This window comes from Zunongwangia atlantica 22II14-10F7, from assembly GCF_002094855.1.
GTDB classification, from domain to species: Bacteria; Bacteroidota; Bacteroidia; order Flavobacteriales; family Flavobacteriaceae; genus Zunongwangia; species Zunongwangia atlantica.
Genome location: NZ_ARYN01000010.1, coordinates 13,451 through 37,408 on the forward strand (window position 1 = coordinate 13,451; position 23,958 = coordinate 37,408).

General features: G+C 36.5%; 21 protein-coding genes. 15 read left to right on the forward strand and 6 right to left on the reverse strand.

What is annotated here, in order from left to right:
* Positions 1 to 172: 172 nt before the first annotated feature.
* The 9 genes from IIF7_RS11670 to IIF7_RS11710 all read left to right on the forward strand — a co-directional run bounded on the left by IIF7_RS11670 (position 173) and on the right by IIF7_RS11710 (position 12,830).
* A complete protein-coding gene (locus IIF7_RS11670; protein ID WP_084841878.1) occupies positions 173 to 1,750 on the forward strand; it encodes a glycoside hydrolase family 32 protein in 1,578 nt (525 codons plus the stop codon).
* A 24-nt stretch (positions 1,751 to 1,774) separates the two neighbouring features.
* Positions 1,775 to 2,539: a type I methionyl aminopeptidase gene (map, locus tag IIF7_RS11675; protein ID WP_084841879.1), complete on the forward strand. Its 765-nt coding sequence runs from the start codon at positions 1,775 to 1,777 to the stop codon at positions 2,537 to 2,539.
* Position 2,540: 1 nt separating this feature from the next.
* On the forward strand, positions 2,541 to 3,443 hold the full coding sequence (locus tag IIF7_RS11680) for a carbohydrate kinase family protein (RefSeq protein WP_084841880.1): 903 nt from the start codon (positions 2,541 to 2,543) through the stop codon (positions 3,441 to 3,443).
* A 135-nt stretch (positions 3,444 to 3,578) separates the two neighbouring features.
* Positions 3,579 to 4,160 (forward strand): RNA polymerase sigma-70 factor, encoded by a 582-nt coding sequence (locus IIF7_RS11685; RefSeq protein WP_084841881.1) that lies wholly within the window; start codon positions 3,579 to 3,581, stop codon positions 4,158 to 4,160.
* Between the two features lie 148 nt (positions 4,161 to 4,308).
* Positions 4,309 to 5,241 (forward strand): FecR family protein, encoded by a 933-nt coding sequence (locus IIF7_RS11690; protein ID WP_139801318.1) that lies wholly within the window; start codon positions 4,309 to 4,311, stop codon positions 5,239 to 5,241.
* A gap of 84 nt (positions 5,242 to 5,325) precedes the next feature.
* Positions 5,326 to 8,766 carry a SusC/RagA family TonB-linked outer membrane protein gene (locus IIF7_RS11695; protein ID WP_084841882.1) on the forward strand — a complete coding sequence of 1,147 codons (3,441 nt, stop codon included), beginning with the start codon at positions 5,326 to 5,328 and terminating at the stop codon, positions 8,764 to 8,766.
* Between the two features lie 13 nt (positions 8,767 to 8,779).
* On the forward strand, positions 8,780 to 10,228 hold the full coding sequence (locus IIF7_RS11700; protein WP_176218949.1) for a SusD/RagB family nutrient-binding outer membrane lipoprotein: 1,449 nt from the start codon (positions 8,780 to 8,782) through the stop codon (positions 10,226 to 10,228).
* Positions 10,229 to 10,253: 25 nt separating this feature from the next.
* Entirely contained in the window at positions 10,254 to 11,828 is a 1,575-nt protein-coding gene (locus tag IIF7_RS11705; protein WP_084842033.1) for a calcineurin-like phosphoesterase C-terminal domain-containing protein, read from the forward strand.
* An 84-nt stretch (positions 11,829 to 11,912) separates the two neighbouring features.
* A complete protein-coding gene (locus tag IIF7_RS11710; protein ID WP_084841884.1) occupies positions 11,913 to 12,830 on the forward strand; it encodes a glycerophosphodiester phosphodiesterase family protein in 918 nt (305 codons plus the stop codon).
* A gap of 100 nt (positions 12,831 to 12,930) precedes the next feature.
* Here IIF7_RS11710 and rseP read toward each other — a convergent pair whose 3' ends face one another.
* On the reverse strand, positions 12,931 to 14,250 hold the full coding sequence (gene rseP / locus IIF7_RS11715) for an RIP metalloprotease RseP (RefSeq protein WP_084841885.1): 1,320 nt from the start codon (positions 14,248 to 14,250) through the stop codon (positions 12,931 to 12,933).
* A gap of 153 nt (positions 14,251 to 14,403) precedes the next feature.
* Between rseP and IIF7_RS11720 the strand changes: the two genes are divergently transcribed.
* The 4 genes from IIF7_RS11720 to IIF7_RS20850 all read left to right on the forward strand — a co-directional run bounded on the left by IIF7_RS11720 (position 14,404) and on the right by IIF7_RS20850 (position 17,680).
* Complete coding sequence (locus tag IIF7_RS11720) at positions 14,404 to 15,078, forward strand: SCO family protein (protein WP_084841886.1); 675 nt, start codon at positions 14,404 to 14,406, stop codon at positions 15,076 to 15,078.
* An 82-nt stretch (positions 15,079 to 15,160) separates the two neighbouring features.
* A complete protein-coding gene (locus tag IIF7_RS11725) occupies positions 15,161 to 15,391 on the forward strand; it encodes a FeoA family protein (RefSeq protein ID WP_084841887.1) in 231 nt (76 codons plus the stop codon).
* Positions 15,388 to 17,490 (forward strand): ferrous iron transport protein B, encoded by a 2,103-nt coding sequence (gene feoB / locus IIF7_RS11730; protein ID WP_084841888.1) that lies wholly within the window; start codon positions 15,388 to 15,390, stop codon positions 17,488 to 17,490. Before IIF7_RS11725 ends, feoB begins: the two co-directional genes overlap by 4 nt.
* Positions 17,491 to 17,527: 37 nt before the next feature.
* Complete coding sequence (locus IIF7_RS20850; protein ID WP_176218947.1) at positions 17,528 to 17,680, forward strand: hypothetical protein; 153 nt, start codon at positions 17,528 to 17,530, stop codon at positions 17,678 to 17,680.
* Here IIF7_RS20850 and IIF7_RS11735 read toward each other — a convergent pair.
* The 3 genes from IIF7_RS11735 to IIF7_RS11745 form a co-directional block, all read right to left on the reverse strand.
* Complete coding sequence (locus tag IIF7_RS11735) at positions 17,677 to 18,090, reverse strand: hypothetical protein (RefSeq protein WP_084841889.1); 414 nt, start codon at positions 18,088 to 18,090, stop codon at positions 17,677 to 17,679. The genes IIF7_RS20850 and IIF7_RS11735 overlap by 4 nt on opposite strands.
* A gap of 63 nt (positions 18,091 to 18,153) precedes the next feature.
* Positions 18,154 to 18,978, reverse strand: a complete 825-nt coding sequence (locus tag IIF7_RS11740) for a ZIP family metal transporter (RefSeq protein ID WP_084841890.1) — start codon at positions 18,976 to 18,978, stop codon at positions 18,154 to 18,156.
* An 11-nt stretch (positions 18,979 to 18,989) separates the two neighbouring features.
* On the reverse strand, positions 18,990 to 19,652 hold the full coding sequence (locus IIF7_RS11745) for a metal-dependent transcriptional regulator (protein WP_084841891.1): 663 nt from the start codon (positions 19,650 to 19,652) through the stop codon (positions 18,990 to 18,992).
* 97 nt (positions 19,653 to 19,749) lie between these two features.
* Between IIF7_RS11745 and IIF7_RS11750 the strand changes: the two genes are divergently transcribed.
* Together IIF7_RS11750 and IIF7_RS11755 are read left to right on the forward strand one after the other, a co-directional pair.
* A complete protein-coding gene (locus tag IIF7_RS11750) occupies positions 19,750 to 22,110 on the forward strand; it encodes a TonB-dependent receptor (protein WP_084841892.1) in 2,361 nt (786 codons plus the stop codon).
* A 151-nt stretch (positions 22,111 to 22,261) separates the two neighbouring features.
* On the forward strand, positions 22,262 to 22,741 hold the full coding sequence (locus IIF7_RS11755; RefSeq protein WP_084841893.1) for a thioredoxin family protein: 480 nt from the start codon (positions 22,262 to 22,264) through the stop codon (positions 22,739 to 22,741).
* Here the strand turns inward: IIF7_RS11755 and IIF7_RS11760 are convergent, their stop codons facing one another.
* The gene (locus IIF7_RS11760; protein ID WP_084841894.1) at positions 22,742 to 23,239 is read right to left on the reverse strand and encodes a hypothetical protein; all 498 of its coding nucleotides are present in this window, start codon (positions 23,237 to 23,239) and stop codon (positions 22,742 to 22,744) included.
* A 151-nt stretch (positions 23,240 to 23,390) separates the two neighbouring features.
* Entirely contained in the window at positions 23,391 to 23,897 is a 507-nt protein-coding gene (locus tag IIF7_RS11765) for a hypothetical protein (RefSeq protein WP_084841895.1), read from the reverse strand.
* Positions 23,898 to 23,958 lie beyond the last annotated feature (61 nt).

A 23,958-nucleotide genomic window follows, 5' to 3' on the forward strand; every position in this document is an offset into this window, starting at 1 on the left:
TAGTGCGGCTTTTTTGTTTGCATTCAAGGATCCATTTTGTTCAGCTTGAAAAATATAAACCTAATCCTGTGAATCCTTTCTGCTAAACATCCTTAGGAAAATCGCTAAAATTTTCCCTATTTTTATAGAATCTTAACCACCAGCTGCCTTTTAATATTAATTTTGAGATTCTATGAAAATTTTGAGACCTGCAGCTCTTATCGCACTTTTAGTATTCGCATCCTGTAAAAACAAGAATCAGGATCAACAAACTCGTGAAACCGAAACGGTATCAATTCAAACCGATGAAGATTTCAGACCTTCTTTTCATTTTTCGCCTAAGGAGCATTGGATGAACGATCCTAACGGGATGTTTTATCTAAACGGAACCTATCATTTGTTCTTTCAGTATTATCCTGATGGTAACAAGTGGGGGCCAATGCATTGGGGACATGCTACGAGTAAAGACATGATCACCTGGGAAGAACAGGAGATCGCTCTTTTCCCCGATGAAAAAGGATATATTTTTAGCGGAAGTGCAGTAGTAGATCATGATAATACTTCTGGTTTTGGTGATGGCACAACGCCGCCTGTAATCGCCATGTTTACTTATCACGACCCAAAAGGCGCTGACGAGGGACGTATCGATTATCAATCGCAAGCTATTGCTTATAGTTTGGATGAAGGAAAAACCTGGACAAAATATGACGCCAACCCCGTAATCGAAAATCCAGAATTGCAGGATTTTAGAGACCCTAAAATGATCTGGGACGAAGAAAACAAGCAGTGGCTAATGGTGCTTTCAGCCAGAGATCGAGCCTATTTTTATACTTCAGCAAACTTAAAAGACTGGAAAAAGGTATCTGAATTCGGCGAAAATTATGCAGCTCAAGATGGTGTTTGGGAATGCCCGGATTTCTTTCCTATGAAAGTCGAAAATAGCGACGAAACCAAATGGGTTTTAATACAGAGCACTAATCCCGGTGGATACAATGGAGGCTCGGCTACGCAATATTTTGTTGGCGATTGGGACGGGAAAAACTTTACCCCAGAAGCCGATCTTTACGGAAAAAACATCGATCATCCTTACTGGTTGGATTTTGGAAAAGATAATTATGCCGGGGTAACCTGGTCTAATGTTCCAAAAGAAGATGGCAGAACGTTGTTTATGGGATGGATGTCTAACTGGCTTTATGCCCAGGAAGTGCCTACAGAAACCTGGAGAAGCGCCATGACGATCGCACGTGAACTTCAACTTAAAAAAGAAAACGACAGGTATATCATCTCCTCTACTCCGGTTAAAGAACTTGAAAAATATGTGGGAGAAATTATCACTAAATGGAAACTAACCGATGATGACCACGCTATAATCGACAAAAAAGAATTGGATCTTACCAAAGCTCAGGTTTCATTTTTAATCCCAAAGATCACTAAAGATGTTCATTTAACGTTGAGTAACGAAAGCGGAGATCAATTTGAATTCGGTTTTAAAAAGAAAGAAAATGAGTTTTATATCGATCGATCTAAATCTGGGATCACCGACTTCGGGAGAGAGTTTGCTTCAACCGTATCTACCGGAAGAAGAATCGCAACTTCAGATTCGTTAAAAGTGAACCTTATTTTAGATAATATGAGCATCGAAATTTTTTATGACGACGGAAAAACAGTGATGACCGAAACTTTTTTTCCGAAGCAGCCTTATACTAGTTTAAAGATCAACGAAGGTGTTCCCGTAATCGATATTGAAGCCAACGAATTTAATTTCGATTAAATTTATACTCAAAAAAAAGAATCCATGTCTATAAGCACAGAAGCAGAATTAAACGGAATGAAAAAGATTAGCGAAGTTGTTGCAACCACGCTAAAATTAATGCGAGAATTCACTAAAGTGGGCATTTCTACCAAAGAACTAGATGATTATGGTGGTGAAATCCTTAAGAGCTATGGTGCAAAATCTGCTCCATTCGAAACTTATGGATTTCCTGGCTATACCTGTATTAGCGTAAATAACGAAGCAGCTCATGGGATTCCTTCAGCAAGTAAAATCCTTAAAGAAGGTGATTTAATAAATATTGATGTTTCTGCAGAATTAAATGGATTTTGGGCAGATAATGGCGGTTCTTTTATTATTGGGAAAGATATTAACAATCACCAGCCCCTGGTAGATGCTTCTAAAGCGATATTGCAAAAAGCGATTAACCAAATTAAAGGCGGCGTTAAAATTGCTGATATTGGTTATTTGATGGAGACCGAAGCCAAAAAATCTGGTTTTAAAGTTATACGCAATCTAGCGGGACACGGAGTTGGCAGAAGTTTACATGAAAAACCTGAAAATATCCTTAACTATAGAATTAAAAGCAACCGCGAACGCTTCAAGAAAAATACAACAGTAGCTATAGAAACTTTTATTGCTACAAAATCTACGATAGCCGTAGAGCAAAAAGATGGCTGGACACTTATTGGAAATAAAGGCGGTTATGTGACGCAACACGAGCATACGATTATGGTTACAGATGGTCTTCCGTTAATTTTAACTGCAGCAAACGAAATCTGGAATTAGTATGTCACAACATTTAAACGCCGTTTGTTTTGGAGAGGTTTTATATGATATTTTTCCAAATTCAGAAAAAATTGGGGGAGCGCCATTAAATGTGGCTTCTCGACTTAGCGCCAATGGGATAAATACAAGTATGATTAGTAGCGTTGGTAAGGATGAAAAAGGAAAAAACCTTCTGGAATATCTAAAATCGAGAAATATAGATCATTCTCTGGTTGCTGAAACTCCAGATTTCCAAACAGGTGTGGTCACTGTAAAACTTGACGATAGCGGATCTGCTTCTTACACGATCGAACATCCTGCGGCATGGGATAAAATTGAAATTTCAGAAGAAATGATCGACAAGGTAAAAACTACCGATGCTTTTCTCTTCGGAAGTTTAGTATGTCGCGATCAAAAAAGCAGGGCAACTTTAACTGAATTACTTAAACATGCTAAATTCGCTGTTTTCGACATTAATTTAAGACCACCGCATTACGAAAAAGAGATTCTGGAAGATCTAATTTTAAAAGCCGATTTTATCAAATTTAATGATGACGAGCTTTACGAGATCGCTGCCATGTTCGATTCTCCTTTTAATTCCCTAGAACAAAATCTTAGTTATATGGCCAAGATCACCAACGCCAAAACGATTTGCATTACTAAAGGCAGTCACGGTGCAGTGCTTTTTACTGAAGGAAAATTGTTTTACAATAGCGGCTACAAAATTAAAGTTGCAGATACTGTGGGAGCCGGCGACAGTTTTTTAGGTTCTTTGATTTCTAAATTACTGCGGAAAGAAGAACCCCAAAAAGCATTGAATTACGCCTGTGCGATTGGCGCATTAGTTGCTTCAAGAGAAGGAGCGAATCCTGAATTCACTTCAGAAGAAATTGAAGCATTTATGTTTCCGGATTATAAGGAATAGTTCCGAAGTTTTTAAATCTTTTAAAAGGAATATTCGTTAATAATATAAACTCTTTAATAGTTACTTAACCTAATCTTAAACAAAATACAATCACTTAAGATTAAGGAATGTTTTCATTTGTTATACTAGAAACAAATGAAAAATCAACTTTCTTCATTAACCGACTCAGAACTTTATCGCCTATTTAAAGATAAAGACCCAGATGCTTTCCAGGCAATATTTGATAAATATTGGAAGCGCCTCTACACCTATGCCTATAGAATATATCAAGATGAGCTAATTTGTGAAGATATTGTACAGGAAGTTTTTATTAGTCTGTGGGAAAAACTAGCAGATACTGAAATTATTCATTTAGAAGGCTATCTTTTTAGAGCTGTAAAATATCGAATAGCCAACCATATTAGGGATTTAAAATTTACAGAACTTCACGAAAAAATTATCACAGAAATTCCTTATCCAACAACAGCATCCAAAAACATCGAATTTCAGGAGTTTGAACAACAAATTGAAATTCTTATTGAAAAACTACCTCCAAAATGTAGAGATGTATTTAAACTGAGCAGGTATGAACAACTCTCTAATGCTGAAATTGCTGTAAAATTAGATCTCTCTCCCAGAACGGTAGAAACTCATATAAGTAATGCTATTAAATTTTTGAAAAGCAACAGCAACTTTTACCAAATCTCCCTCATTATCACAATATTTATTAAAGGTTAACCTGAACACTCATTTGTTAACAAAAGTTTAAGGCTGTTTTTTCCTTTACGTGTGTTTATCCTTTTTTGTGACTTACTTACAGAAGCGCCTTTTCAACAAATCGTTTTTAAAATCAAAAATTGCAGGAAAATCAAGTAAAAATTAAGCATTGAAAATAGAAGAATTTAAAAAGTTAGCACAAAAGTATGCACAGAAAAAAGGGAGTAGCCATGATCGTTTATCTATGTATATTTTCTTTTCCAAAATGCAGGAAGCCAATAAGAATGTGTTAGTTCCTATTACTTCTGAAAAAGGAGACAAACTACTGATAAATATTCAAAAAAAGCTGAATGTACAGCAGCACAAAAAAAATTCAGCAAGAAAGTACATTGGCATTGCAGCTGGTTTTATAAGTCTATTAATGCTGGCTTTTTTCACTGGCATTTTCAGCAATAATTACACAACCATTATAGCTGAAAAAGGAGAAAAGAAAGAAATTAAAATGGATGATGGCTCTATAATATTTCTAAACGGAAACAGTAGTATCTCCTACAAAAATAACTTTAATGAAGATCGCGCTATAGAACTAGAGGGGGAAGCTTTCTTTAATGTCTCTAGAGACGAATCCCGTCCATTTACGGTAAGAACCAAGGATTTGAAAACAAGAGTTTTAGGAACATCTTTTAATATTAAAAACTATAAAGATCAACTGGCAATGGTAAGTGTAAATACCGGTAAGGTTGAAGTTACATCTTTAAGCACCCCAAATAATAAAATAATTCTTACCAAAAATCAGCAGGCTTCTTTTAAAGGTGATCTAAAGCCTAAAATTAGCAAAGAAAACAGCGAAGATTTTAACGCCTGGACAAGAAAGATGATTATTCTAAAAAATACAAGTTTAGAAAATACAGCTAAAATTATCGAAAACTGGTACGATGTAGATATTCAATTTGCGAATGACGGCTTAAAACAGCTAAAAATCACCGGAAAATTTAATGATGAAAAACTCTCTAATGTTCTAAAGAGCCTTGCTCTTATTAAGAACCTTAAAATAGATTCTATAAATAATAAACAAATAATTATAAGATCAAATTCAAACTAAACGAAAAACAAAACCCACTACTGCTGCCACAGCGGTGGGTCTAAAAGTTATCAACTACAAATAAATAATCTATAGTCAATTGTAATGAACACGAAACTACAATTTTTCAGAAAACTATGTACTTATTATCTGCTATTAAGTTTTCTGCTAGTTACGGGAAGTATAGATGCTTCTATCAAAAATCAAAATTTAAATGAGGTCTTAATTGCCCTATCAATCAAGAATGCAGATTTATCAGCTATTTTTTCTGAAATCGAATCTAAAACAGAATTCACTTTTGTTTTTGATGAAACTGTTACCAAATCACAGGAAAGATTTGATTTCGACGGAGAAAAACAACGCCTTTCTACAATTCTTACGCTTATAAGTTCGCGTACCGGACTAAAATTTCAGCAAATCAATAAAACAATTAGCGTATTAAAAAAAGTCCCGCAACAAAGGATCACAGGTAAGGTAATAGACCATGAAAATTTACCCTTACCAGGAGCAACGATTATCGAAAAAGGTACTTCTAATGGAGTAACCACAGACTTTGATGGCAATTTTAGCATTAGTATTTCTGGTAGCCAGGCAATATTAGAGATTTCTTTTATGGGTTTTAAAACTCAGGAAATTACAGCAAGCCCAGGACAGTCATTAGAGGTTAAACTTCAGGAAAATGCGAATGCTTTAAACGAGGTCGTTGTTACCGCTTTGGGAATAAAACGAGAAGAAAAGCAATTAGGTTTTTCACAAGCCACTGTAGATTCGGAAAGTTTATCTCAAACAGCTCCTACAAACTGGAGTTCCGGTTTAAAAGGAAAGGTTGCGGGGATGAATATTAGCTCTGCAGGATCTGGACCTATTAACTCTCAGCAAATTACATTAAGAGGAAATAGTTCTTTCGACCTCAACGGAAACTACGCCCTTATAGTAGTAGATGGTGTGCCTATAAATACTGAAATGACGACCTCTGGATCCGGTAGCGCTTATATGGGCGAAGATTCTCCTATCGATTATGGAAACGGAATTTCTAACCTCAATTTTGATGATATTGAAAATGTTTCTGTTTTAAAAGGTCCTGGAGCAGCAGCTTTATACGGCAGTCGTGCAGCAAATGGAGTTTTAATGATTACCACCAAATCCGGTAGAAAAAGTAAAGGCTTAGGGATTACCATTAACTCTATCACGTCTTTTGATCATATTCAAAGATGGCCAGATTATCAATATCGCTATGGACAGGGAAATAATTACACTAATGAAAATGGTGATCTTTATTATTCTTACGGAAGTTCTGAAGATGGTGGAAATACAGGAGGAACCAGTAGTGCCTGGGGACCTGAATTTAACGGACAGGAATATTTTCAATATGATCCGGAAGTTGAGGGACAATCTTTAGAGCGACAAACCTGGCGCCCTTATAAAGATAACAGAAAAGCCTTTTGGCGTACTGGTGTAACTACACAAAATAACGTTTCTATTCAAGGTGGTGGTGAAAATGGTTCGATGAGAGCTTCCTTAGCTCACACAAAAAATGAATGGATAATGCCAAATACCGGCTACGAAAGAATAACCGCTTCGTTAAACTCTAAATACAATATTTCAGAAAAAATTAGTTTAGGTGCAGTTGTGAACTATAACAATCAGTGGAGTGATAATTTACCAAGTACGGGTTATAACAATGGCTCTATCTCGTATTTTATGATTTTTCAAAACCCTAATGTAGATTTGGATTTGTATCGACCAATCTGGCAGGAAGGACAGGAGAATATTCAGCAAATTCAGCCATTCAGCTCGTATATAGATAATCCTTATTTAATTGCGTACGAATCTTTAAATACGCTGAATAGTCATCAAATTGTTGGAAATTTAAATGCTAATATCAAGCTGGCTCCGCATTTCAACTTATTGCTTAGAACAGCAATTAATACTTATAACCAGGAAAGAGAGCAAAAAAGGCCATACAGTATAAATCGCTATGCTCAAGGATATTATCAAACTCAGGATGTTTTCAAACAGGAGTTAAATACAGATTTCCTTTTAGGCTATGAAAATACGTTTAAAGACTTTACGCTTTCTGCAAGTGTAGGCGGTAATAATAGAACTGAAAAGAGAAGATTAAACAATGCCTCTGTTACGGGATTGGTAGTACCTGATGTTTACAAACTTTCTAATGGTAAAAATGCCCCCACACTATACACTTCAGATCAAAACAAAGAGGTAAACAGCTTATACGGTTTGATGAAATGGTCTTATAAAGATCAGATTTTTCTAGATATTACAGGTAGAAATGATTGGTCCAGCACATTACCGCGAGAAAACTGGTCTTTCTTTTACCCTTCAGCAAACACCAGTTTTATTTTATCTGACATTTTCAACTTCTCGGGAAAAGGAATTGAATACTTAAAATATAGATTTTCTTATGCTCAGGTTGGTAATGACACAAGCCCTTACCAAACCAGGAAGTATTATAGTCAGAATAATTTCTCAAGTTCAGCTACAGTTCCAACAACCCTTTACAATCGTGATTTTAAACCCGAAATTTCAACGAGTTATGAGACCGGATTTGAAGCTAGATTGCTAAATAACCGAATTAGTCTTGATGCAACCCTATACCAAATATCTACTGAAAATCAAATTATTGCAGTACCACTAAATTGGGATACGGGATATAGCTCTGCCATTCTTAATGCCGGAAAAGTAAGAAATCGAGGAATAGAATTAACACTAACGGGAAAAATTATAGATAAAGATAAGTTTAAATGGTCCTCTACCCTAACCTGGTCTAAAAACAAGGGAGAAGTATTCAATTTACCAGATAATATCGAAAATCAATACATCATCGATCAGGGTGGTCAGGCTTCATTAATTGCCAGAGTTGGCGGATCACCTACGGCTATATACGGATATAAATTTGTGCGATCACCAGATGGACAGATCGTATATGATAATGGCGGTTTACCAGCCTATCCAGATTCTGGTGATATTCGTTATGTTGGTGATGCAATGCCAGATTGGAGAGCAGGTCTCTACAATCAAATTACTTTAGGAAATTTCGACTTTAGCTTCACTTTAGATGGTCAATATGGTGGGATTATTTACTCACAAACACATCATAAACTTACCCAACAGGGAAAACTAGAGTTTACTTATGAAGGTCGCGATAATATGACCATAGTTGGAGATGGAGTTGTTTTAAATGAAGATGGCTCATATTCTCCAAATACTACTGAAGTTGCTGTACAGGAATGGTACAATAGATATTACAGAAGAGCTAATGTAGAATCAAATTCTTTTGAGGCTTCGTACTTAAAATTACGCGAAATAAGCCTGCAATATAGCTTCCCTAAAAAGTGGCTTGGAAACAGTGGAATCCAATCGATGTCTCTTTCTACTTTTGGAAGAAATGTTGCCATGATTACAGACTTTCCAATTTACGATCCAGAAACAGCTGCTCTTAACGGAAACCGAATTATGCCCGGAGTAGAAATAGGCCAAATGCCTTCTCCCGCAACCTATGGAGTTAACTTAAAACTAAGCTTATAATCATAGAAAAATGATGAACAAGATAAAATCTATTTTGCTAAATCTGCTTGCAGTAATCGCTTTTACTGCCTGCACCAGCGATTTCGAAGAAACCAACTCAGACCCTAACAGGATTGAAGAAATTAGCCCGGCAACTTTACTAAACCCAATCATATATAGTCTAGCAAGCCATAATGCCGGTCGTGCTAATGCCATTACTTTCGATCTTATGCAAGTTTCCCTGCCATATCCCAGTGTTTCAGGTGGCCTACATCGATATGATGTAAGTATGGGAATAGGTAACTCTTCATGGAATAACTATTACAGATGGTTAAAAAACATTAAGGAAATGCAGACCGCTGCCATTACCAATGAAGATGTAAACTACCAGGCCATCGCACTTACCTTAAACGCGATGGTTTATGCGAACCTTACCGATCTTTTTGGCCCGGTACCAATGACGGAAGCTGTTATGGCCGAAGAAGGAATTCTTTATCCAGAATTTGATACTCAGGAAGAAATCTATACCAAGATTTTAGCAGATCTGGAAACCGCCAATTCGTTATACGATACTTCAAGAGACATGGTATATCTTGAAGATATTCTATTTCAAAATGATGTAACCCGCTGGCAAAAATTTACTAATTCACTACACATGCGTTTACTGCTAAGGATCTCCAATCGACAGCCAGATTCTTTTCAGCAATTAGCCAATATGGTAAATAGCCCGGAAGTTTATCCTGTATTTGAATCTACAGAAGAATCTGCCATTCTGCAGGTAACGGGTGTAGAACCAAATGTAAGCCCATGGGGACGCCCTCAGGATTTTAGACTAAGTGTGAAAATCGCCTCATTTTTCATCGATAATCTAAATAACTGGGAAGATCCAAGAAGACCGATAATCGCCACTACGGCAAGTGAAACCGATGAAAATCAAAACACCATAAATATTGGTTACAAAGGAATCCCTAGTGCCTATGATGGCCCTGAGTCTCAATTCACCTATAATGCTTCTACTTTTAATATTGAGCAGGTTACCAATCCAATGCAAATATTCATTCTTACTTATGCCGAAGTTGAGTTTATTAAAGCGGAGTTGGCGCAAAGAGGTTACATTAATGAAGATGCCAAAATACATTATCAAAATGGCGTTATAGCCGCAATGGAACAGTTAGAGGTTGAAGCAATTCCTGCTAATTATTTTGAAAATCCGGAAGCTGCTTATAATGGAAGTTTAGAGCGTATTATGCTTCAAAAATATTATGCTTTGTATTTTACAGACTACCAGCAATGGTTTGAATATCGAAGAACAGGCTACCCTGAATTACCAACTACAGAGGCTATGTTTAACGAAGCTGTAATTCCTTCAAGATTATATTATCCTACGGATCTTGCTATCGAAAATCCAGAGGGCTACGCACAGGGGGTAGAACTGCTTGGCGGTAATGATGATATTAACACAAAAGTTTGGTGGGATAATTAAACTTATAAAAACAAAAATTTACAAGATGAAAAGAAAAATTTTAAGCTTAGTTACTTTTCTTTTATGCTTATCTGGTTTTGCCCAAACCAAAGCAAACGGATATGTTTTTGAAGATAAAAACCAAAATGGCAAAAAAGACCACAACGAACCGGGAATTGCCAATGTTTCGGTTTCTAATGGTCAGGAGGTTATAATTACCGATACCAACGGAAAATATGAAATCCCGGTTAGTAACGACAATATTATTTTTGTAATTAAACCTTCAGGATATACAGTAAAAACTAACGAAAATAATCTTCCGCAATTCTATTACATCCATAAGCCCAATGGTTCTCCCGAATCTGAATTTGCGGGCGTAAAACCGACCGGAAAATTACCAAAATCACTAGACTTCGGACTAATTCCTTCTGAAGAAAAGGAAAAATTTACTGCCCTTATTTTTGGAGATCCACAACCTTATAATTTACAGGAAATCGAATATTTCGCTCAAGGAATTGTTGCTGAAGTTGAAGGAATTAAAGATATCCCTTTTGGTTTAAGCTTAGGAGATTTAGTAGGCAACGACCTCGCTCTTTTTAACCCATACATCAAGGCGGTGAAAAAAGTGGGAATCCCTTGGTATAACCTCATGGGAAATCACGATATGAATTTTGACGCTACAGAAGATCATTTATCCGATGAAACCTACGAAGCTTATTTTGGCCCTGCCAATTACGCTTTTAATTATGGCAAAGTTCATTTTATAGTTATGGACGATATTCTTTACCCGGATCCTCGAGACATGAAAGGCTACCTTGGAGGGTTTAGAAAAGATCAGCTTGATTTTATCGAAAATGATCTTAAGCTTGTCTCTAAAGATAAGTTAGTGGTTTTGGCCTGGCATATTCCACTTTTTGAGCCAGAAGGTAACAATACTTTTAGAGACGAAGATCGCGAACGTTTATTTTCAATTTTAAGTGAATTCCCACATACCTTATCACTTTCAGCACATACCCACATACAACGCCAGGACTTCTTCGGAAGAGAGCAAGGTTTTAACCGAGATAAACCTCATCACGAATATAATGTTGGGACTACATCCGGAGACTGGTATTCAGGAAAACTAAATGAAGACGGAATCCCGATTTCAGTAATGAGAGATGGCACGCCAAAAGGATATGCATTTATTCATTTTGACGGAAATTCTTATGAAACCGACTATAAAGTAGCAGGTGAAAATGAAGAATTTCAAATGAAAGTTTTTGTTCCTAAAGTAGTAGCTAAAGGCAGAAGAACACAGGCGGGAATATTCGTGAACTTTTTTATGGGTAGTAAAGGTGACGAAGTTTTATACCGAATCGATGAAGGCGAATGGCAACCTATGCAATTTACTGAAAGTACAGATCCATCTTACGAGCTTTTAGTTAACGAATGGGATCTTACTGAAGAATTAATACCGGGAAGACGATCTTCCAACCCTATTAAAAGTACTCACTTATGGCGAGGAAATATTCCTACCAATTTAGAAACCGGAAAACATACGATCGAGGTACAGGCCAAAGATATGTTTGGTAAAATATATAATGCAACCTCATCGTATACATTAGAAAATGCACTTTGATTTTTTAGTTAGTTTTAGTCCGTCGTGTTTACATCTCTACGGCGGACTATTATTCTTACTGAAAATTTCTCAAACTCATAATTTATGAAATTCGTTAAAATAAGCCTTCTTTTTATTGCCTTCGTAAGCTTCAGTTGTAAAGAAAACCAAAAAGAAGAAAATACTTCCGAAGAAAAAATCACTTCAGAAACATCGAAAATCGAAGTACAGGGACATCGCGGTGAACGTGGGCATTCCCCAGAAAATAGCATTCCGGGATTTCTTGCTTCAATTGATAAAGGAATTGATGTGGTAGAGATGGATGTTGTGATGTCTAAGGACAAGAAAATTGTGGTAAGTCACGAAGCATTTATGTCTTCAGCCTATGTGCTTTCTCCCTCTGGTGATACGATCTCAAAACAGGAAGAAAAGAGCTACAATCTTTTCACTATGACTTACGACAGTATTAAAAAGTTTGATATTGGCAGTAAAGGCAACACATCTTTTCCTGAACAGCGACAATTTAAAACCTACAAACCTTTACTTACCGAAACCATCGATAGTATAGAAAACTATGTAAAATCGAAGAATCTTGATCCTGTACGCTATAATATCGAAATAAAATCTGATGAAGCTGAATACGAAAAATCACAGCCAAAACCTGCCGAATTTGTTAAAGCCGTAATGGAGATCTTAGAAGAAAAAGAGATTGTTTCTAAGATCAATATTCAATCTTTTGACGTGAATATTTTAGAAGAAATGCATCGCTCTTATCCTGAAGTAAAATTAGCGTATTTGGTAGGTCGCGGAGAATTTGATGAAAATATGGAGAAGATAAGCTTTAAACCGGCAATTTATAGTCCGCATTACAAACTTTTAGATTCTATAAAAGTGGCTAAAATTCAAAAAACCGGAATGAAGGTTATTCCGTGGACGGTTAATGAACAAGTCGATATCGACAAAGTTAAAAAGATGAATGTAGACGGTATTATTACCGATTATCCTGAACGTGCGATTGAATAATTAAGCTTTAAGCTAGCAGCTCTCAGGTTTCAGCTTTCAGCAAAAAACAAAGCCCGAAATTATCGAATTTCGGGCTTTGTTTTTATAAATATTTTAGGTCTTATTTATCGAATATCGCTCTATAAATATCGTTTCCATTCGCATAAAGCACCAAAGCAATTAAGATAAAGAATCCTACCATCTGAGCGTATTCCATAAATTTCTCGTTTGGTTTTCTTCCGGTAATTATTTCGTAAAGCAAGAACATTACATGCCCACCATCTAAAGCTGGTATTGGTAAGATGTTCATAAAAGCTAAAATGATAGAAATTAGCGCTGTTGTATGCCAAAACGCCTGCCAGTTCCACGCATCTGGGAACATCCCTCCTATCGCTCCAAAACCACCAACCTGGGTTGCTCCTTTTTTGGTGAATACATATTTAAATTGATACACGTAATCTCTAAGCGTCCAGTACCCATCTTTAAAACCTTCAGTAATACTTTCAGCAAAGCCGTATTCCTGAGTTTTTACCTCGAAGTCTCTTCTTGGTGTAACACCTAAAATACCGTCTTCATCTGGAGTGGCCATTACGCTTTTAATTTCACCATCACGCTCAAAAACGATCTCCATTTCAGTACTCTTATTTGCTCTGGTGTTTTTAGTCATTTCGTGCCAGTAGCCAATCTCCTGATCGTTAATCGAAATAATGCTGTCTCCTTTTTGTAAACCGGCTAGACTCGCCGCAGTTTCAGGTGCAATACTGTCTAAAATTGGGCGCTGTATAGGGATAAATGGCTGCATAATACCTTCTTCGAACATCTGCTCGCCGATATTTTCAGGAATACTTATCGTTTCTTCAGCTCCATTTTGATGTAAAACAGTAACCGTATTTACGTCTCGCATAAATAGCTTACGGTTAATATCTAAACTATTTTGTAGATCTTCTCCATTAATTTGTAAAACGCGGTCTCCATCTTCAAATCCAAACTCTTTAAATTCGTCTACGATTGCAAAACCTTCTGGCATTTCATCTGGACCAACATAATTAGTTCCCCAAACAAAAAGGATCATCATAAAAAGTAGAAATCCTAAAACCAGATTTACTGTTACACCACCTAACATAATAATTAAACGCTGCCAGGCCGGTTTGCTTCTAAATTCCCATTCCTGTGGTGGCTGAGCCATCTGCTCTTTATCCATGCTCTCGTCGATCATTCCAGAGATCTTTACATAACCTCCTAAAGGAAGCCATCCAATTCCGTAAACGGTATCTCCGATCTTTTTCTTAAAAAGCGCAAACTTTACATCAAAGAAGAGAAAGAATTTTTCAACTCGGGTTTTAAATAATTTTGCAGGTATAAAATGTCCAAACTCATGCAACACAATAAGCAATGACAAACTAAGAAGAAGTTGAATTGCTTTAACTATAAATGGATCCATTCGCTAATATTCAATTTTTAAATCGCACAAAAGTAGTCTTTTAATAAGACCTAGAAAAGTTTGCAAGTTAACTAGCATTTATCCTGCCAAAATTTTAAGGCTTTTATTGTGGCAAATTAGCTGCTAGGCTGTAATTTTGCATAAAAATTTGCTATGCGTAAATTTCTTTCCAAGTACAAAATCTTTCTAATCACTTTTGGGACACTGTGTATAATTATCATGTGGTCTATTTATTCTTTACTGAAACCCGAAAGAAAACTAGCAATTTACCAGCCAGATATGGTAAATACTGAATTGGTAGATACCACTATGCAATACGTTAGAAAGTACCATAAAATTGCCGATTTTAAGCTTGTAAATCAAAATGGCGATACGATTACCAACGCCAATTATGAGGATAAAATTTATATTGCCGATTTCTTTTTTACTACCTGCATGACGATTTGTCCCATTATGACCGATCATATGGTGAAAATTCAGGAAAGAATTAAAAACGATCCAGATGTTCTGCTACTTTCCCATACCGTGATGCCTAGAATAGATACGGTAGCCCAATTAAAGCGTTATGCTGAAGAAAAAGGAGTGATTGATAGTAAATGGAACCTGGTTACCGGAGATAAAAAGCAAATTTACGACCTGGCTAGAAAATCTTATCTCGCAGCAAAAAGCGAAGGTGACGGCGGAAAATACGATATGGTACATACCGAAAATTTTGTGCTTGTAGATAAAAATCGCCAAATACGTGGTTTTTATGACGGCACCAATCCTGAAGCCATCGAAGAGCTTATGCAAGACCTTGAAGTGTTAAAGCAGGAATACAAAGAGTAAAAGCCTACATTTTAACATCTAAACTTTTATACTTGTGCAAATTCCACTATTTTTGCGTTGTTTAAATTCAATCTAAATAAATTTGAAGGTAACAGTAGCTCAATTAAAGCGAGGCGAACGCGGAATCATCAAGGAATTTTCTGCAGATCATGTACCATTAAAACTCCTGGAAATGGGATGTCTCCCCGGTAACGAAGTAGAACTGGTTCAAACCGCTCCCTTTAAAGATCCTATGTACCTTAACATCAACGGAAGCCATTTAGCCATCAGAAAAGAAACTGCTTTACAAATCGAAATAGAGCTTATCAAATGACCGGCAAACAGATTAACGTAGCGCTAATTGGAAACCCCAATACCGGTAAAACTTCAGTATTTAATCAACTAACAGGATTAAACCAAAAAGTTGGTAACTATCCGGGAATTACCGTAGAGAAAAAAGAAGGCCTTTGTAAGCTCCCACGCGGACTCAAGGCGCATATTATTGATCTTCCCGGAACATACAGTCTTAACGCATCGTCTTTAGACGAAAATGTGGTGATCGAATTATTGTTGAATAAAAACGATAAAGATTATCCAGATGTTGCGGTTGTTGTGAGTGATGTTGAAAATCTTAAAAGAAACCTGTTACTTTTTACCCAGATAAAAGACCTTGGAATTCCTACAATATTGGTTATTAATATGGCCGATCGTATGGAGCGTAAAGGTATTTCTCTGGATATTGATATTCTTGAAGAACGTCTAAAAACCAAAATTGCACTTGTTAGCGCTAGAAAACGTACGGGTATAGACAAACTTAAAGAGCTCATAATTAATCATCGTAATATTTCTACAGAGCCTTGTGTAAATGCTTCGGTTATCGATCCTGATTATTTTGGCAATTTAAGAAAGGCTTTTCCTAAACAATCTATTTATAAGCTTTGGTTGGTAATTACTCAGGATGTAAACTTTGGTAACATTAACCGAAATGAGATTGATAAAACTCATAGTTTTAACACCAAATCTACATCAGAACTTAAAAGACTTCAGCAAAAAGAAACTATTCATAGATACCAGTTTATCAACGGGGTTTTAAAAGAAGCACTTCGCATAGATACTAATGCTGCAAAAGATTTAAGATCTAGATTAGATCGCGTTTTAACGCATAAAATTTGGGGTTACGCCATTTTCTTTGCAATCCTGCTGCTCATATTCCAGGCAATTTACGACTGGTCTAGTTATCCTATGGATCTTATCGACAGCACTTTTGCTTCGTTAAGTGAGCTTACCAAAGCAAATTTACCAGAAGGCGTCTTTACCAATTTAATTGCTGAAGGAATTATACCAGGATTAGGCGGAATCGTAATTTTTATTCCGCAGATTGCATTTTTATTCCTTTTCATCTCCATTCTTGAAGAAACCGGCTATATGAGTCGGGTGGTATTTTTAATGGACAGAATTATGCGTCGTTTTGGCCTTAGCGGAAAAAGTGTAGTACCCTTAGTTTCAGGAACTGCCTGCGCAATTCCAGCAGTAATGGCAACCAGAAATATCGAAAACTGGAAAGAACGTTTAATCACGATCTTAGTAGTACCATTCACTACCTGCTCGGCCAGGTTACCTGTTTATCTTATCATTATTGCATTAGTGATCCCAGACGAAACTTTTCTAGGTTTTAACCTACAGGGCTTAATGCTTATGTTTCTATATCTACTGGGCTTTGGAATTGCTATTTTATCGGCTTGGATTTTAAATGGGATCCTAAAGATTAAGAACAAAAGTTATTTTGTGATCGAAATGCCAAACTACAAACTTCCACTGCTTAAAAACATTGGGATTAATGTAGTAGAAAAAACAAAGTCTTTTGTATTTGGCGCCGGTAAGATAATTCTTGCAATTTCGATCATTTTATGGGTATTAGCTAGTTATGGCCCTGGAGACGACTTTAATAATGCTGAAGAAATTATTCGTGAAAATTATACTGAACAAAGTATTTCTACGGAAGAATTAGAGCAGGAAATCGCCAGTTATAAACTGAAGCATTCGTATATCGGAATAATGGGACGTGGTATAGAACCTGTTGTAGCGCCTTTGGGTTATGATTGGAAGATTGGTATTGCGATCATTAGCTCGTTTGCGGCACGTGAAGTTTTTGTAGGAACTCTAGCGACGATCTATAGTGTTGGTAGCGACGAAGAAGAAACCATTAAAAATAGAATGGCAGCTGAAACCAACCCGGTTCTTGGCGGGCCATTATTTACACTGGCAAGCGGAGTAAGCTTGTTGCTTTTCTATGCTTTTGCTATGCAGTGCATGAGTACATTGGCAATTGTACAAAAAGAAACTAATAGCTGGAAATGGCCAATATTACAATTAGTGATCATGAGTGTTTTTGCATATGTAGTTGCCTTAATTGCATTTCAGTTTTTAAAATAAATTGGTAAGAATTTTATAGAATTTCGACTTAAATACTATGGAACTTATACAACACATTTTAGTCTTTATAACCTTTCTAACAGCGGTAGGATATTTGATTACCAAATTTATCTGGAAACCGGCATTTCTTAAGAAGAAAGTAGATAAAGAAAAGGCCTGCGGAATGAGCGACTGTGGTTGCAGCCACTAGTTCAGCAGTTCATCTAGCTGAATAGCTACTTTATACTCAGATTGTTCAATTTTGAAAGGATTTTCAGGGTAAGGAGCTAATCCTGTTACTTTTAGATCTACATCTTTTAACGGCTGATATTGTTTAAAATAGAGGTTTATTTTATCACTTATATAAATCTCAACTTCTCTCAATGATCTTCCCTTATCATCTTTAACTTCAAAAAGAAGTCTGGCGTTACCAGCTCTTATACAGGTCACATTTTTAGGGCAACGAGAATCTACAAGTACTTCTTTAAAAACAATACTGTATTTTCCACAATCTAACTGTTCCCCTACTTTCAAAAAAGATTGAAGCCTGACTACCTCAGTTTGAGCAGACAGGCTTACTCCATTAACTATAAAAATTAAAACAAGTAATATTCTCTTCATGATCGTCCTTTTTTAAAGGACGAAGTCTTTTAAACAATGTTGCAAAAGTAATTAATCCCTACTTTACCCAAGACCAACATCCAGCGTCATCATTACCATAAAACCACCAATAAATCCTAAAGTACTTACATCTGTATATTTACTTTGTTGAGATTCTGGTACTACTTCTTCGACAACTACAAAGATCATTGCTCCCGCAGCAAAAGCAAGTGCATAGGGTAAAATTGGCTGAAAAGTCATTACCGCCCAGGCACCAAGAACGGCAGCCATAGGTTCTACTATTGCTGATAATTGCCCGTAATTAAAACTTTTTAATCGGCTAAATCCCTGCCCTCTTAAAGGCATCGCCACCGCAAAACCTTCGGGGAAATTTTGTAAACCAATCCCTATCGCTAAAGCTACCGCCCCAGCAATACTTGCACCTTCAAAACCGGCTGCTGCACCGCCAAATAAAACACCAACGGCAAGGCCTTCTGGAATATTATGCAAAGTGATCGCTAAAACCAACAATATCGACTTATGCCAGGGAGTTTTAATTCCTTCTTTTTCATTAGTATTAAAATTTACATGTAAATGAGGCAAAACCTTATCTAAACCAAAAATAAAAAGTGCACCCAAGGCAAAGCCAACAACTGCAGGAATAGTTTTTTCAAAACCTTCGCCGGGGCTCATATCTATCCCTGGAGCCAGTAAACTCCAAAAACTGGCAGCCACCATTACTCCGCCTGTAAAACCTAACATTCCGTCAAATAGCATTCGGTTCATTTTCTTGAAGAAAAAAACCAATGCCGCACCAAGTGCTGTTAATCCCCAGGTAAAAAGCGTTGCGTAAAACGCAGCTAATACAGGATCTAAAGTTTCAAAATAGGCAACAATTGTATCTAACATAGTTCAGTTTATTATTCTAAAGATATAGGCTTTAAGTAAATATTATTAGCAGCCACTTTAGAGATGGTAAGCTCTTTATTATTCATTTTTAAGATCATCGAACCATCGAATTGTTCTTTTTCTAAAATGGTGATCGATTTCCCTAATTTGATCTTATTTCGATCTAAATACTGCAAAAATGCTGCAGAAGAATCTTTAACTCCCACGCAAATTCCTTGGTCACCTTCGTTAAATTCGGCTAAAATCTTTTTTTCGAGATTCGCAAAATTACCCTCGGCATCTGGGATAGGATCACCGTGAGGATCACGCTTTGGATAATCAAGAAATTTATCGAGTTTCGCTATTAATTCATCAGATTTTATGTGCTCTAACTGCTCGGCAATATCATGAACCTCATCCCAGTTAAAATCGAGTTTTTCTACCAGGAAATATTCCCACAAGCGATGTTTTCTAATGATTTGCACCGCAATCGAATTTCCTTTTTCACTCAGTTTTACGCCCTGATACTTTTTATAGTTTACCAGATTTTTTTCTGAAAGCTTTTTGATCATATCGGTGACCGATGAAGCTTTAGTTTCCATTTCCTCGGCAAGCGCATTGGTGCTGACACCGCGAGCATATTTCTTCTCTAAATGAAAGATCGATTTTAAATAATTTTCTTCGGAAAGCGTCATTTCAATTTTAATTATACACAAAAATACATTTTTTTATTTAAAAACAAATTTTTAGATTTGTCTAAAAATAATATTCAAACACCTGAAATTTACTGAAATGAAGATCTTTAGGCTCCTATTTTTCCTTTTTTCTACTATCGCTACCGCACAGGAAGCGGCAAAAATCAATGGAAAAATAAGCAGTAATTCTGGAGTAGTGGCTTTCGCAAATATTTCGGTAATTGGGCAATCACAAGGAACTTCAGCAGATCGAGAAGGGAAATTCAGCATAAAAACTTCCGCAGAAACCTCTTTAAAAATTCAGGCGATTGGTTACAAAACCAAAATTGTAAAAATCACTCCTGAAATTATCCAAAATCGGCAATTAATTATTCAGCTTGAAGAAGATCAGTTAGGCTTAGATCAGGTTGTGATCAGTGCGACCAGAAATCGGGTAAATGTAAAAGAAGCCCCGGTGGTTGTAAATGTGCTCAGCCCAAAATTATTTAACGCCACACAGTCAATCTCGGTAGCAGAAAGTTTAAACTATCAACCCGGAGTTCGGGTAGAAACAAATTGCCAAAACTGTGGTTTCACGCAAGTGCGATTAAATGGGCTAGACGGCAGCTACACACAGGTTTTGATAAATAGCAGGGCCGTATTTTCCGCCTTAAATAGTGTGTACGGTTTAGAACAAATCCCTACTTCTATTCTAGACCGTATCGAGGTTGTGAGAAGTGGCGGCTCTGCTTTATATGGATCGAATGCGATTGCCGGAACGATAAATATTATCACCAAAGATCCTGTTTTAAATTCATGGCAAATTTCATCGAATCTTGGCTTTATTGATGGTAAAATTCCAGATCGAACCTTAAATATTAATGCCTCTGTAGTGAATGAAGAATTGACTAGCGGAATCACCGTTTTTGGGATGAAACGCGATCGCAATAGTTACGATGCGAATAAAGACGGGTTTTCTGAACTTACCGAACTTAGCAACACCAGCCTGGGCGCTAAAGCTTTTTTAAAACCGAATGAAAATAGCAAAATCACTTTAGATCTTACCGCTTTGGAAGAATATCGACGTGGTGGCGACCGATTGAACCTTGCTCCTCACCTTACCGATATCACTGAAGAATTAGATCACAACACCATAATTGGTGGAATTACCTACGAATTTCACAATAAAGACCGAAGCAATAATTTTTCGATCTACAGCTCTGGCCAGCATACCGATCGTAAAAGTTTTTATGGCGGATTGGGCGGTGGCCGAACAAAGCAGGACTCGATCACTGCGGCGAATGCCTACGGAAATACCGATGATCTTGCTCTTTTAGTTGGTGGGCAATTCACCCGAAATTTTAAAAATAGCAATGATATTTTAACCGTGGGAACCGAATATAATTTGAGCGATACCGAAGATCAAATTCCCGGTTACCAGCGTACAATCGATCAAAAAGTGAATTCAATTGGCGCTTTTGCTCAATATGAATGGAAACCTACAGAAAAATTCACGGCGCTTATCGGTGGGCGTTTAGATCATGTAGTGATTAATGGCGATTATACAATTCAGGATATCCAAAGAGAATCAGATATTGAACAAACGGTTGTGAGTCCGCGCTTAACTTTAAGATATAAAGTTTCCGACGACTGGCAGTTTAGAGGCGGTTATGCACGCGGATTTAGAGCTCCGCAGGCGTTCAATGAAGATATGCATATTTCTTCGGTGGGTGGTGAACCACAATTTGTGATCTTATCGAATGATCTGGAAACCGAATATTCTAATGCTTATACTGCGTCTGTAAATTACTCGAAGAATTTCAACAAATTACAAACCAATTTTTTGCTGGAAGGTTTTCATACCGAACTTCAGAATCCTTTTACTACGGTGAGTACCGGCGCAAGTTTATCTAATGGCTCGATATTGGAAGAAGTAAGAAATGGAAGCGGCGCTTTTGTTAGCGGAATGAATTTTGAAATTGGTATTTCTCCATCTTCAAAATTTAGTTTCCAAATGGGGGGAACGATTCAGAACTCCAATTATAAAGAAGGGCAAGTTTTGTTTGAAGCGGATGCCAGTAATCCTAATGAAAGCGATATTATTATTTCTGAATTTGTTCGAAATCCCAATGTTTATGGCTACCTGAATACCAATATTTCGATCTTTGAAGAAACCAGTCTCGATCTTACCGGAACTTACACTGGCCCGATGAGCGTTCCTTTGGTAATTAGCGACAGCGGATTTTTACGATTGAATGAAACTGATTCTTTCTACGATTTTAATCTAAAACTAAATCAGCATATCGATATTACTGAAAGTTTTCAGATGAATATTTATGGCGGAGTTCAGAATCTTTTTAACGCCTATCAGGATGATTTTGATACCGGTGCGACAAGAGATTCAGATTATGTTTATGGCCCGTCACAACCCCGTACTTTTTTCTTCGGAATTAAGTTTGGGAATTTGCATGACCTTTAGAAGTTAGAATTTAGACCGCTTACGCTGTTAGATGTTAGATGTTAGATGTTAGAAAATAGACACAAGAATCAGGCGACAAGATTGTACAATTTAAAAAACAATTTTTGCTGAAAGCTAAGAGCTGATCGCTAACAGCTCAACACAAAAAAACATGATCAAAAATCTTCAAATATTAATTCTATTTTTAGTATTACCAGTATTCGGTTATGCTCAAAAAGGTGATACGATAAACTGGATCGATTTTGAACAATTAGAAGACTCATTGGAACTAAAACCAAAGAAAACCTTTATTTATTTTTATACCGACTGGTGTGTGTATTGCAAAAAAATGGATCGAAATGCATTTAAAGATCCTGAAATTATCAAAAAATTAAACTCCGATTATTACGCAGTAAAAATGAATGCTGAAAGTACCGATACGATCACTTTTGAAGGTCAGAAATTCTATAATCAGCAGGCAGAAAGTATGAGAAATGGCATTCATCAGATTCCGCTATTATTGGCAAGCAGAGAAAAGCATGAATTTAGCTTACCGGCAATTCTAATTTTAGATAAAAAATTTAATGTCGAAAATCGCGAATTTGAGTATCTAACGACTAAAAAAATGTTGGAGTTGATAAGCTATAATTAACTATTCTCTTGCTACTAAAGGCAGTACTATAAGCATTTCAATTTCAGAAATTTCAATCTTTTCTAAAGCTTGCCCATTTACTGATGCTCCTACCGGAATACTTAAATCGCTACATGGTTCTTCATTTTCTTCTGCCAGAATATCTAAATTGACAGTTTCATATCCCGCAACATTAATTTGATATTGAAAATTTTCTAAACTAGTAGGAAGAGATACGGCTAAAGAATGCTGAATAATACTGCTGACTGAATTGGGGTCTGCATTTTCAATTTCAGGTATATAAACAAAACTAGCATCTCCAAAATCTGCTTCTATTGTAATAGTTTCAGGATCAACACTACCTGATTCGAGAAGATTTTCACCAGTATTATCTACCAGTCTTAAATGCAGCGCTGGAAGCGCTATATCTACCAAATTACAGTCAATTGCTTCATCATCATCGTTTGAACATCCTATAAAAAGAATAGAAACACATAACAACCTTAAAAATAATTTCATAAAAAAATGATTATAAACAAGATACTGAAATTGTAAAATTCTTGCGTCACAATTGAATAACTGAAATTAAGTTCGTCAAATCCATGAAAGGAAATTGCGAATTTGAGTAATTAATAACTCATAAAAATTGAAATTGGCTAGACCTAAGCAACTATTCTTGTTCTACTAAAGGCAAAATAACAATCAGCCCCGCTCCATCAGGAAGTTCAATCTGCTCCAAATCCTCTCCATTTGCTGATGCCCCTATCGGAACTTTATAATAAAAACAAGGTGATCCAACTTGTTCAGCCCGAAAAGTCACCTCGATACTTTCGAATCCATCTATACTAATATGACCTTGAAGTGTTTCTGAGTCTCTTGGCATAGTTACTATCAAGGAATAATACAGGGCTTCACTATAATTTTCATCTTCAGGTGTATAAAAAACCGAAACTGGATCTCCAGAATCATCTTCGATCACGATGGTTTCCGGATCAATACTCCCATTTTCAAGAAGATTTACTCCGGAAGCATCTACAAAGCGTAAAAAAAATTCCGGATAAATAAACTGGTCAAATATCAAATCATCACATTCAGTTCCCACATCATCTCGGGAATCATCTCCCGAACAGCCTACCAAGAATACAAGTAAAAATAAATAACGTAAAGTAGTTTTCATAAAGACCTCTTTGACAGATAGATACCAATATAATAAAATAGTTGCGTGAAAAAGATTTTTT

Excerpts from the sequence above, each read along its gene's own strand:
- IIF7_RS11670 (WP_084841878.1), top strand. The coding sequence starts at position 173 with ATGAAAATTTTGAGACCTGCAGCTCTTATCGCACTTTTAGTATTCGCA.
- map (WP_084841879.1), top strand. The coding sequence starts at position 1,775 with ATGTCTATAAGCACAGAAGCAGAATTAAACGGAATGAAAAAGATTAGC.
- IIF7_RS11680 (WP_084841880.1), top strand. The coding sequence starts at position 2,541 with ATGTCACAACATTTAAACGCCGTTTGTTTTGGAGAGGTTTTATATGAT.
- IIF7_RS11685 (WP_084841881.1), top strand. The coding sequence starts at position 3,579 with ATGAAAAATCAACTTTCTTCATTAACCGACTCAGAACTTTATCGCCTA.
- IIF7_RS11695 (WP_084841882.1), top strand. The coding sequence starts at position 5,326 with ATGAACACGAAACTACAATTTTTCAGAAAACTATGTACTTATTATCTG.
- IIF7_RS11700 (WP_176218949.1), top strand. The coding sequence starts at position 8,780 with ATGAACAAGATAAAATCTATTTTGCTAAATCTGCTTGCAGTAATCGCT.
- IIF7_RS11705 (WP_084842033.1), top strand. The coding sequence starts at position 10,254 with ATGAAAAGAAAAATTTTAAGCTTAGTTACTTTTCTTTTATGCTTATCT.
- IIF7_RS11710 (WP_084841884.1), top strand. The coding sequence starts at position 11,913 with ATGAAATTCGTTAAAATAAGCCTTCTTTTTATTGCCTTCGTAAGCTTC.
- rseP (WP_084841885.1), bottom strand. The coding sequence starts at position 14,250 with ATGGATCCATTTATAGTTAAAGCAATTCAACTTCTTCTTAGTTTGTCA.
- IIF7_RS11720 (WP_084841886.1), top strand. The coding sequence starts at position 14,404 with ATGCGTAAATTTCTTTCCAAGTACAAAATCTTTCTAATCACTTTTGGG.
- feoB (WP_084841888.1), top strand. The coding sequence starts at position 15,388 with ATGACCGGCAAACAGATTAACGTAGCGCTAATTGGAAACCCCAATACC.
- IIF7_RS20850 (WP_176218947.1), top strand. The coding sequence starts at position 17,528 with ATGGAACTTATACAACACATTTTAGTCTTTATAACCTTTCTAACAGCG.
- IIF7_RS11735 (WP_084841889.1), bottom strand. The coding sequence starts at position 18,090 with ATGAAGAGAATATTACTTGTTTTAATTTTTATAGTTAATGGAGTAAGC.
- IIF7_RS11740 (WP_084841890.1), bottom strand. The coding sequence starts at position 18,978 with ATGTTAGATACAATTGTTGCCTATTTTGAAACTTTAGATCCTGTATTA.
- IIF7_RS11745 (WP_084841891.1), bottom strand. The coding sequence starts at position 19,652 with ATGACGCTTTCCGAAGAAAATTATTTAAAATCGATCTTTCATTTAGAG.
- IIF7_RS11750 (WP_084841892.1), top strand. The coding sequence starts at position 19,750 with ATGAAGATCTTTAGGCTCCTATTTTTCCTTTTTTCTACTATCGCTACC.
- IIF7_RS11755 (WP_084841893.1), top strand. The coding sequence starts at position 22,262 with ATGATCAAAAATCTTCAAATATTAATTCTATTTTTAGTATTACCAGTA.
- IIF7_RS11760 (WP_084841894.1), bottom strand. The coding sequence starts at position 23,239 with ATGAAATTATTTTTAAGGTTGTTATGTGTTTCTATTCTTTTTATAGGA.
- IIF7_RS11765 (WP_084841895.1), bottom strand. The coding sequence starts at position 23,897 with ATGAAAACTACTTTACGTTATTTATTTTTACTTGTATTCTTGGTAGGC.